Here is a 9,195-nt window from a genome sequence, read left to right as displayed (position 1 = left end):
CTGTTTCCCCGCCCCCCCCCCTCGCGCCCGGGGGGGGGGGGGGGGGGGGGGGGGGGGGGGCGCGGGCCCCCGCCGGCCCCCCGGCGCGGCCCCCCCCCCCCCGCGCCGGGGTGCCCCGGTCGGTCACGAGCCGCAGCAGCCGCCCGCCGGGGCCTGCTCGCTAGCCGCCCCGACCGCGGCGGGGGCGCCGAGCTGGACGAGCTGTGGAGCGGGCGCGCAGCAGCCGCCGCCGTCGGCCTGAGCGGCGTCGGGGGCGTCGAACAGGCCGGCGCCGCCGCAGACTCCGGTCTCAGGGAGGGTGAGTTCCACACGGTCGGCGGACTCGATGTCGCCGGCGATCGCAGCGGCGACGGAGCGGGCCTGCTCGTAACCGGTCATCGCCAGGAACGTCGGGGCGCGGCCGTAGGACTTCATCCCCACCAGGTACACGCCCTGCTCGGGGTGGGAGAGCTCGCGGTGGCCGTGCGGGTAGACGGTGCCGCAGGAGTGCTGGTTGGGGTCGATCAGCGGCGCGAGCGCGACCGGGGCCTGGAGACGCTCGTCCAGGCCCAGGCGCAGCTCGCCGAGGAAGGACAGGTCGGGGCGGAAGCCGGTCAGGACGATCACCTCGTCGACCGCATCCAGGCGGTGCCCGTCCTCGGCGACCAGGACCAGGCGGCCGTCGGCGTCGCGATCGATCGCCTCGGTGCGGAAGCCGGTGACCGCGTCCGCGTGGCCGTCGTCGACGGCGGCCTTCGCCGCCAGGCCGAGAGCGCCGCGCGCGGGGAGCTGGTCGGCTTCGCCGCCGCCAAAGGTGGAGCCCGAAATGCCCCGGCGCAGGATCCACACGCCCTTCGTCTCCGCGCCGTCGTCCGACTTGGCGAGGTCGGCGAGGTAGGCGAGGGCGGTGAACGCGGAGGCGCCAGAGCCGATCACGGCAGTGCGCTTGCCGGCGTACCGGGCGCGGACAGCGGGGTCCTTCAGGTCCGGGACGCGGTAGGTGATCCGGTCCGCGGCGGCCTTCTCCCCGAGAGCGGCAAGGCCGCTGCCTCCGGCCGGAGACGGGGTGGCCCAGGTACCGGAAGCGTCGATGACAGCGCGGGCGAAGACGCGCTCCTCACGGCCGTCGGCGTGGGCGAAGTGCACGACGAAGGGCTGTTGGTTGCGGTCGGCGTCGACGATGCGGTCCCGGCCGGCTCGGGAGACGCCGCTGACGCGCGCGCGGTAGCGGACGCGGTCGCCGAGGACGTCGGCGAGCGGCTGCAGGTAGAGGTCGGCCCAGTCCCCGCCGGAGGGGTAAGTGGCCGGGTCGGGGCGCGTCCAGCCCGTGGGGGCGAGGAGCTTCTCGGCGGCCGGGTCGACGACCTCGCCCCAGGTGGAGAACAGGCGCACGTGCGACCACTCGCGCACCGCGGCGCCTGCCCTCTGGCCGGCTTCCAGGACCAGGGGCTCGATGCCCTGGTCGACCAGGTGGGCGGCGGCGGCCAGACCGGAGGGTCCGGCCCCGATCACGACGACGGGCAGCTCGGTGGTGGCGGGCGCGTTCACGGCGACTCCTTGCGTGTTTCGACATCTGTCGATGGCTTGCGCGGCCCAGCATGGCACCTGTATTGATGAACGTCAACATAGACATTCATCGAATCGAGGGGGGTTGCTGATGGAGCACATCGACGTCACCGTCATCGGCGGCGGACAGTGACCGCCGGACAGCCAGACCAGCGACCGATGTTCACCGGCACCGACGGAACGAAGCTCGTCCGGCGGGACGGCGAGCGGGAGGAGGTCGACGCGATCCTCCTCGCCACCGGCTACCGCCCCGACCTGCCCTGCCTCGCCCCCGTAGGCGGCGCCTTGGACGCGGCCGGGAACCCCCGGCACCGCGAGGGGATCGCCTCCAGCGTGCCGGAGCCGGCGTTCGTGGGGCTGGAGTGGCAGCGCAGCCTGTCGTCGAACTCCCTGCGCGGCGTGGGCCGGGACGCGGACCGCGTCGCCCGGCGTCCGGCCGCCTACCTCACATGTCGGTGACGGCCCTCGCCACACTGATTCGACATGTGTCAACATAGACGCATGTCGAATGCGAAGGTGCTGCCGCTGCTGGAACCCGCTGACGGCCAGGGTGTGGCGCCTTGCTGCCCGCCGCTGACCGAGCGCCCTATGACCGCCGCGGAAGCCGAGACGGCGGCGCGGATGTTCAAGGCGCTGGGCGATCCGGTCCGGCTGCGGCTGTTCTCCGCCGTGGCCTCGCACGAGGGCGGCGAGGCGTGCGTGTGCGACATCTCCGACGTCGGCGTCTCCCAGCCCACGGTGTCCCACCACCTGAAGAAGCTGAAGGAGGCCGGGTTGCTCACCTCCGAGCGGCGCGGCACCTGGGTGTACTACCGGGTCGAACCGTCCGTGCTCGCCGCGATGGGCCAGCTGCTGACCCTGCGCTCCGTCGCATGACCACGGTGGGCGAGGAGAACCAGCTTGTAGGCGGTGGCAGGGCCACTGCCGTGATCGTGCCGTTGACGGCCGAGCACGCCGCGCAGGTCCTGGCCATCTACCAGGCCGGGATCGACGAGGGCAACGCCACCTTCGAGACCAACGCGCCCAGTTGGGAGGCGTTCGACGCGGCGAAGCTGCCAGAACACCGCTTTGCCGCACTGGACGCGGACGGCACAGTAGTGGGCTGGGTCGCCGCGACGAAGGTCTCCGACCGGTGCGCGTACGCCGGAGTGGTCGAGCACTCCGTCTACGTCCACCCCCAGGCGCGGGGGCGGAGCGTGGCCTCCACGCTGCTCAAGGCGCTGATCGACTCCACCGAGGCGGCCGGGATCTGGACGATCCAGTCGGGCATCTTCCCCGAGAACACCGCCAGTCTCGCCGTGCACCAGCGGGCCGGTTTCCGTGTGCTGGGCACGCGCGAGCGCATCGGCAAGCAGCACGGTCGCTGGCGCGACGTCGTCCTGGTCGAGCGGCGCAGCCCACTCATCGACTGACCCGGTGCCTCGCGGGCTCAGTCGTGGCGCGCGAGCTTGACCGAGGAGACGAGCAGAATCACCGCCAGTACGGGAACGAGCACCAGGTCGGAGAAGACGCCGACCAGTAGTCCGCCCAGCAACGCGCCGGCGATCGAGCCCGCGGCCATCAGGGCGGTGAAGCGAAGGTCGTCGCCCAGTACCGCGAAGCTGCCGTCGCGGCTGTAGCGGGCGAAGGCGACCAGCATGGTCGGCAGCGACACCAGCAGGGACAGGCTTCCAGCCGTCTTGATGTCCAGTCCGAAGAGCAGCACGATCGTCGGGATCAGCAGCTCGCCCCCGGCCACGCCCATGATCGCGGCGACCACGCCGATGCCCAAGCCGGCCACGACTCAGCAGGACACCTGCGCCCACAGCGGCAGCGCGAGCGTCCCCACGGTGGCCAGGTGGGTGGCCAGCAGAGCGGCGGCCACGAGCACCATCAGGGCCGCCAGCACGTTGTACAGGGTGGAGCTGCGCATCCGTACCGCCCAGCTCGCCCCGGCCCATGCGCCCAGCAGGCTCCCCGCCAGCACGTTGACCGCGACGGGACGGGCCAATGACCGGCCAGCCGGGAGGCGGACACCGCGGCCAGCCGGGCGGGCAGCGCCACCACGACCACGACCAGGCTCATGGCCTTGTTCAGGATGACCGCGGAGAGCGCCGCGAACCCGAACAGGCTGATCAGCAGGGGGAGCCGGAACTCCGCACCGCCCAGGCCCATCATCCCGCCGAGGACGCCGATGCCCGTGCCCGCGGTGAACACCACAGGCACGGAGTACGCCTGGCTGACGGGGCGGGGAGCATCGGCGGCCAGGGGTGAGGTCATGCCCGGCAGTCTGCACCGATCACGCCGCGCCGCGACACCGGGGAAAGTCACGAAACACGCTGGGCCGCCCCGTCAGTTCCGCGCGCACAGCGCCGCGATCTCGCGGGCGGCCTCCCGCGCGGGGCGCCCCACCCCGATCAGCGTCGCGGACGCCGGGCCGGTCCAGTCGCCGTAGCCGAGCAGATGCAGCCGCGGCTCGTCGACCGCGAGGGTGCCCTCGGTCGCGATGTGCCCGCGCGTGCTCCGCAGCTGGAGCGGGGCCAGGTGGGACAGAGCCGGGCGGAAGCCGGTGCACCAGATCACCGCGTCCGCCTCGGCGCGGGTGCCGTCGACCCACACCACACCGTCCCGGTCCACGCGGACGAACATGGGTGACGCCTTGAGCAGGTCCGCATCCCGCGCCGCCCGCACCGGCGGCACGACCACGATGTCGCCCAGCGAGGCCACCCCGCCGGTGTCGCTGCGGCCGGTGTCGCTGCGGCCGGCGTCGAGCGCGCGGCGGCGGGCAGTGGCGACGTCAAAAAGGGCCCGTCCGTCGATGTCGTCCGGCAGGAAGCGCGGCGGGCGCTGGGTCACCCACGTCACCTTCACCTTGCCGTCCAAGGCGAGGTCGGCGGCGATCTGGGCGCCGGAGTTCCCGCCACCGACCACGATCACGTGCTGGCCGGCGAAGGCGGCCGGGGAGCGGTAGTTCACCGTGTGCAGCTGCCGACCGGTGAAGACACCACGGCCAGGGACGGCGGGGAGGAGGGGCCGCGACCAGGTACCGGTCGCACTGATCACGACGCGGGGCCGCCAGGTGCCGGTGTCGGCCTCGACCAGGAGCCGGTCGCCGTCGCGGCATATGGCTTCCACGCGGGTGCCGCGCTGGACGGGCAGGTCGTAGCGCTTCTCGTAGTCGGCAAGGTAGTCCACCACGTGCCCGGCGTCCGGAGACGTCCCGCCTGCCTGGGCGGGCATAAGGCGGCCGGGGAGCGAGGAGTGCTCCGCCGGGGAGAACAGGTGCAGCGAGTCCCACATGTGCTGCCAGGACCCGCCCGGCGCCGTGCCGGCATCCAGGATCACGAAGTCGAGGCCCTCGCGGCGCAGGTGGTAGCCGGCGGCGAGCCCAGCCTGGCCGCCGCCGACCACCACCACATCCACGTGCTGCGTCACGGGGCCGTCGTCACCGCGTCGACGGCAAACTTCCTGCGCCAGGCGAGCGCAACGTAGACCAGGCCGATCAGCACCGGGACTTCGATGAGCGGGCCGACGACGCCGGAGAGAGCCTGGCCCGAGGTGACACCGAAGGTGGCGATGGCGACCGCGATGGCCAGCTCGAAGTTGTTGCCCGCCGCGGTGAACGCCAGCGTCGCCGTGCGGTCGTAGGCCAGACCCAGGCCCTTGCCGAGGAGGAAGGTCCCGAAGAACATGACCGCGAAGTAGACCAGCAGCGGCAGCGCGATCCGGGCCACGTCCAGCGGCTGCGAGGTGATGGTCTTGCCCTGCAGGGCGAAGAGGATGACGATCGTGAACAGCAGCCCGTACAGGGCCCACGGGCCGATCTTCGGCAGGAACTTCTGCTCGTAGTCGGCGCGGCCCAGCTTCTGCTCGCCGATGCGGCGGGTGAGGAAGCCGGCGAGCAGCGGGATGCCGAGGAAGATGATGACGTTCAGGGCGATGTGCCAGACGGACACGTCCAGGCCCTGGCCGTCGCCGAGGTTCATCCAGCGTGGCATCAGGTCGAGGTAGAACCAGCCCAGCAGGCCGAACGCGAGCACCTGGAACACCGAGTTCAGGGCGACCAGGACGGCTGCGGCCTCGCGGTCGCCGCAGGCGAGGTCGTTCCAGATGATGACCATGGCGATGCAGCGGGCCAGTCCCACGATGATCAGGCCGGTGCGGTACTCGGGCAGGTCCGGCAGGAAGATCCACGCCAGTGCGAACATCACCGCAGGTCCGACGATCCAGTTGATGACCAGCGAGGAGACCATCAGCTTCTTGTCGCCGGTGACGCGGTCGAGCCGGTCGTAGCGAACCTTGGCCAGGACCGGGTACATCATGACCAGCAGGCCGAGCGCGATCGGCAGGGAGATCCCGCCGATCTCGATCTTCGCGAGCGCATCGTTCATGCCCGGGATGATCCGGCCCAGGCCCAGGCCGACGGCCATGGCGAGCAGGATCCACACCGCGAGGTAGCGGTCGAGGGTGGAGAGCTTCTTGACGATCGAGTCGTCCCCACTGCCGGCCGGAGCGGGGGCGGTGGTGGGCTCGGCGGAGGTCACGGGCAGGCCCTCTTGTTCTCGGCAGCGGTGCGGGCGGAGGCGGCCAGTTCGGCGAACTGCTCGGACAGGCCGGCCAGGACCTCGGGCTTGAGCTTGTAGTACGTGAAGCGGCCGCACGGCTCGGTCTCCACGATCCCGGCCTGGCGCAGCACCTTCATGTGGTTGGACAGATTGGTCTGCTTGGCTCCGGTCTCCTCGACCAGGTGCGTCGTGCAGAGCGTCTCGCGCGCCAGCAGGGTCACGATCTTCAGGCGGAGCGGATCGCCCAGCACCCGGATCACATCAGGATCGACTGAAGTCAGCATACACTGATACTGTCACATCATCGCTCGCTGATACCAGCGGGGGCTGAAGTCATTGGCGGCTGGGTTCCGCCATGCGACGAGAGAGAACGATCACCATGGCCGACAAGCCGTCCGTCCTGTTCGTCTGCGTCCACAACGCCGGCCGCTCCAAGATGGCCGCCGCCTGGCTGACCCACCTGGCCGGAGACCGCGTCGAGGTCCGCTCCGCCGGCTCCAACCCCGGCGATCAGGTCAACCCGGCCGCCGTCGAGGCCATGGCCGAGGTCGGCATCGACATCTCCAAGGAGACGCCGAAGATCCTCACCATCGACGCCGTCCGCGAGTCGGACGTCTGCATCACCATGGGCTGCGGCGACACCTGCCCCGTCTTCCCCGGCAAGCGCTACCTGGACTGGAAGCTCGAGGACCCGGCCGGCCAGGGCGTCGAGGCCGTGCGGCCGATCCGCGACGAGATAAAGACCCTCGTCGAGGGCCTGATCGCCGAGATCGCCCCGGAGAAGCCGAAGGCGACGGCGTGAGCGAAATACGCGACGTCGTCATCATCGGCTCCGGCCCCGCCGGATACACCACCGCCCTCTACACCGCCCGCGCCCAGCTCAAGCCCCTGCTGTTCGGCAGCTCCATCTTCGTCGGCTGATCCCTCACGACCACCACCGAGGTGGAGAACTTCCCGGGCTTCCCCGACGGCATCGACGGGCCCGTCCTCATGGAGAACTTGCGGGTCCAGGCCGAGAAGCTCGGCGCCGAGATGATCGACGACGACATCACTGCCGTCGACCTCACCGGCGACATCAAGCTGCTCACCGACTCCGCAGGCACCGTCCACCGCGCGAAGACGGTGATCATCGCGACCGGCTCCGGCTACCGCAAGCTCGGCCTGCCGAAGGAGGACGAGCTGTCCGGCCGGGGCGTGTCGTGGTGTGCGACCTGCGACGGGTTCTTCTTCCGTGACCGCGACATCGTCGTGGTCGGCGGCGGCGACACCGCCATGGAGGAAGCCACCTTCCTCACCCGCTTCGCCAGGTCGGTCACCGTCGTCCATCGCCGCTCCACCCTGCGCGCGTCGAAGGTCATGCAGGACCCGGCGTTCGCCGACGACAAGATCTCCTTCGCCTTCGACAGCGAGATCGCCGAGATCAAGGGGACCAACGGCCTGTTGCCGGGGCCTTCGCTTCTCACGAGATTCGACGTCCATCGCCACCTCTGAGCCGAGGTGTTGCAACGATCGCTAGAACCCAGACACCTGGCATGGTCGCGGCTGTGGTCGGGTGTTCCCTTCGCACCCGACCACGGGCCCGACCATGCGCAGGCCGACCGTGGCGGCCACCCGGGCGGCGCATGGCCGGGGTGGAAAGCATGGTGCGCGACGTGGACGCTTCCCGAGCCGATGCCGGCCATCCCGTGCCTGATCCCGCTCTGCTGCCGGGGTGGTCCAGCGAGCCCAAGTGGGACGGTTCTCCAGACAGCCAGATGTGTCTCACCTATTGGTGCCGTCGTTTCAGGAGCCTGCGCGCGAGTATGGGCACGGGAGTTCAGGCGCGTTCTTCGTCGTACACATGACGATGTGCGACCCGGTCCAGGTGAAGGCGATCGGTACGTTGCGCGGGGTTCCGCCCTTGGCGACGTAGGCCAGGCGGGTCGCGTCACGGGCCAGCAGCTCCTGGCCGATCGGGCGGTTCAGAACCTCGATGATCTCGTTCGGCTGCATGGTTCGGTTCCTCCTTCTCAGCGCAGTTGCTCGGCCAGTCCGACGATGATGCCCTCCGGGCCGCGGATGTAGCAGAGCAGGTAGCTGTCCTCGAACCGGGCGATCTCGCCGACGAGTTCGGCGCCGTGAGGGCGCAGGCGGGCAACGGTGTCCTCGATGTCGTCGACGGCGAACATGACGCGGTGCGTGCCCAGAATGTTGTGCGGCCGGTTGCGCGGCTCGGCGCTGATCACCGCGGGGCTGCGGTACTTCGCCAGCTCGAGCCGGCTGTGACCGTCCGGCGTCCGGACCATCGCGATGTCACAGCGGACGCCGTCGAGTCCGGTGCACTGGTCGGCGAAGAGGCCCGCGACCTCCGCCCTGCCCTCCAGCTCCATACCGAGTTCCACGAAGAACGCGATGGCGGCATCCATGTCGTCGACGACGATGCCGACGTTGTCCATCCGCTGAATCGCCATGCTGGTTTCTCCTTCTTCCTCGTGCGGCCGGTGGTGGCCGCTGATGTCCCTGGGACGGAGCCGGTGGCACGTTCTCGACATACTCATACCGCCGAACTCCGAAACATCTGGATCGCGCCTCAGCACCGCTACAGCAGACCCGCGAGCCAGGCGCCACCACCAAGGCTGAGTGCGGCGCAGGTGGCCGCTCCCACGAAGACGATCAGCCGCAGCGTCCTGCGTTCCGCGTAATTCAGCGGCCTAGAGTCACGAATCTGGGGTCTGACCTGCGCGGACATGGGTGAGGGCGCCTGAGAGGCGTTTCTCTAGGCGCTGGTGTTCGTGCTGGTCAGCGGGGTGTGGGTTCGAGGGCGATGATCTGCTTCGGTGCGGGGATGTCGAGCTTGGCCAGCAGGTCCCTCTGGGGCTTGGTGAGGGCGGTGACCTGGCGGAACAGGCCGGTGGGGCCGGTGAAGGTGCCGAGGTGGAGCCGGTCGAGTTCGGGGCGGATGGTCGGCCAGGTGGCGCCGGTGGTGGTCTCGGTGATGCGGATCAGCAGCAGGGCGAGCCAGCAGAGGATGACGTGTGCGCGTATGCGTTCCTCGAGCCGGTGGTAGACGGGCCGCAGGTCGATGATCTGCTTCATGTCCCGCCAGCCCCGCTCGACTTCGAGGAGT

The 9,195-nt window shown here is 70.4% G+C and carries 12 protein-coding genes and 2 pseudogenes; 5 read left to right on the top strand and 9 right to left on the bottom strand.

Translation table 11 applies throughout. The features are described 5' to 3' along the window. Positions 1-123 precede the first annotated feature (123 nt). Positions 124-1,527 carry an NAD(P)-binding domain-containing protein gene (locus AB0N14_RS39095; protein WP_366030465.1) on the bottom strand — a complete coding sequence of 468 codons (1,404 nt, stop codon included), beginning with the start codon at positions 1,525-1,527 and terminating at the stop codon, positions 124-126. Between the two features lie 177 nt (positions 1,528-1,704). Here AB0N14_RS39095 and AB0N14_RS39090 point away from each other — a divergent pair, with 177 nt between their 5' ends. The 3 genes from AB0N14_RS39090 to AB0N14_RS39080 are packed head-to-tail and all read left to right on the top strand — an operon-like array spanning position 1,705 to position 2,957. Continuing rightward, the gene (locus AB0N14_RS39090; RefSeq protein WP_366030463.1) at positions 1,705-2,004 is read left to right on the top strand and encodes a hypothetical protein; all 300 of its coding nucleotides are present in this window, start codon (positions 1,705-1,707) and stop codon (positions 2,002-2,004) included. Positions 2,005-2,046: 42 nt separating this feature from the next. After that, positions 2,047-2,421 carry a metalloregulator ArsR/SmtB family transcription factor gene (locus AB0N14_RS39085; protein ID WP_366030461.1) on the top strand — a complete coding sequence of 125 codons (375 nt, stop codon included), beginning with the start codon at positions 2,047-2,049 and terminating at the stop codon, positions 2,419-2,421. Beyond that, positions 2,418-2,957: an N-acetyltransferase family protein gene (locus AB0N14_RS39080; RefSeq protein ID WP_366030460.1), complete on the top strand. Its 540-nt coding sequence runs from the start codon at positions 2,418-2,420 to the stop codon at positions 2,955-2,957. Before AB0N14_RS39085 ends, AB0N14_RS39080 begins: the two co-directional genes overlap by 4 nt. 17 nt (positions 2,958-2,974) lie before the next feature. Here the strand turns inward: AB0N14_RS39080 and AB0N14_RS39075 are convergent, their stop codons facing one another. From AB0N14_RS39075 to AB0N14_RS39055, 5 genes are all read right to left on the bottom strand, one after another. Continuing rightward, a complete protein-coding gene (locus AB0N14_RS39075) occupies positions 2,975-3,325 on the bottom strand; it encodes a TSUP family transporter (protein WP_366030459.1) in 351 nt (116 codons plus the stop codon). 92 nt (positions 3,326-3,417) lie between these two features. Further along, positions 3,418-3,804, bottom strand: coding sequence for a hypothetical protein (locus AB0N14_RS39070; protein WP_366030458.1), 387 nt, complete (start codon positions 3,802-3,804; stop codon positions 3,418-3,420). Between the two features lie 72 nt (positions 3,805-3,876). Continuing rightward, positions 3,877-4,959 (bottom strand): ArsO family NAD(P)H-dependent flavin-containing monooxygenase, encoded by a 1,083-nt coding sequence (locus tag AB0N14_RS39065; RefSeq protein ID WP_366030457.1) that lies wholly within the window; start codon positions 4,957-4,959, stop codon positions 3,877-3,879. Continuing rightward, positions 4,956-6,068: an ACR3 family arsenite efflux transporter gene (arsB, locus tag AB0N14_RS39060; protein ID WP_366030455.1), complete on the bottom strand. Its 1,113-nt coding sequence runs from the start codon at positions 6,066-6,068 to the stop codon at positions 4,956-4,958. The genes AB0N14_RS39065 and arsB overlap by 4 nt, the downstream gene beginning before the upstream one ends. Further along, on the bottom strand, positions 6,065-6,373 hold the full coding sequence (locus tag AB0N14_RS39055; RefSeq protein WP_366030454.1) for a metalloregulator ArsR/SmtB family transcription factor: 309 nt from the start codon (positions 6,371-6,373) through the stop codon (positions 6,065-6,067). Before AB0N14_RS39055 ends, arsB begins: the two co-directional genes overlap by 4 nt. Before the next feature lie 95 nt (positions 6,374-6,468). Between AB0N14_RS39055 and AB0N14_RS39050 the strand changes: the two genes are divergently transcribed. Then, entirely contained in the window at positions 6,469-6,891 is a 423-nt protein-coding gene (locus AB0N14_RS39050; protein WP_366030466.1) for an arsenate reductase ArsC, read from the top strand. After that, positions 6,888-7,517: pseudogene (locus AB0N14_RS39045) on the top strand (FAD-dependent oxidoreductase); the annotation flags it as partial. The gene AB0N14_RS39050 and the pseudogene AB0N14_RS39045, both read left to right, overlap by 4 nt. 354 nt (positions 7,518-7,871) lie before the next feature. Here the strand turns inward: AB0N14_RS39045 and AB0N14_RS39040 are convergent. The 3 genes and pseudogenes from AB0N14_RS39040 to AB0N14_RS39030 form a co-directional block, all read right to left on the bottom strand. Further along, complete coding sequence (locus AB0N14_RS39040; RefSeq protein ID WP_366030453.1) at positions 7,872-8,081, bottom strand: hypothetical protein; 210 nt, start codon at positions 8,079-8,081, stop codon at positions 7,872-7,874. A gap of 17 nt (positions 8,082-8,098) precedes the next feature. After that, the gene (locus tag AB0N14_RS39035; protein ID WP_366030452.1) at positions 8,099-8,539 is read right to left on the bottom strand and encodes a VOC family protein; all 441 of its coding nucleotides are present in this window, start codon (positions 8,537-8,539) and stop codon (positions 8,099-8,101) included. A 328-nt stretch (positions 8,540-8,867) separates the two neighbouring features. After that, positions 8,868-9,195: pseudogene (locus tag AB0N14_RS39030) on the bottom strand (transposase); the annotation flags it as partial.

Source organism: Streptomyces sp. NPDC051104 (genome assembly GCF_040682835.1).
Taxonomy (GTDB): Bacteria; Actinomycetota; Actinomycetes; order Streptomycetales; family Streptomycetaceae; genus Streptomyces; species Streptomyces cynarae.
Note: the sequence above shows the minus strand (reverse complement) of the source record. Positions and strands in the feature narration are given on the sequence as shown.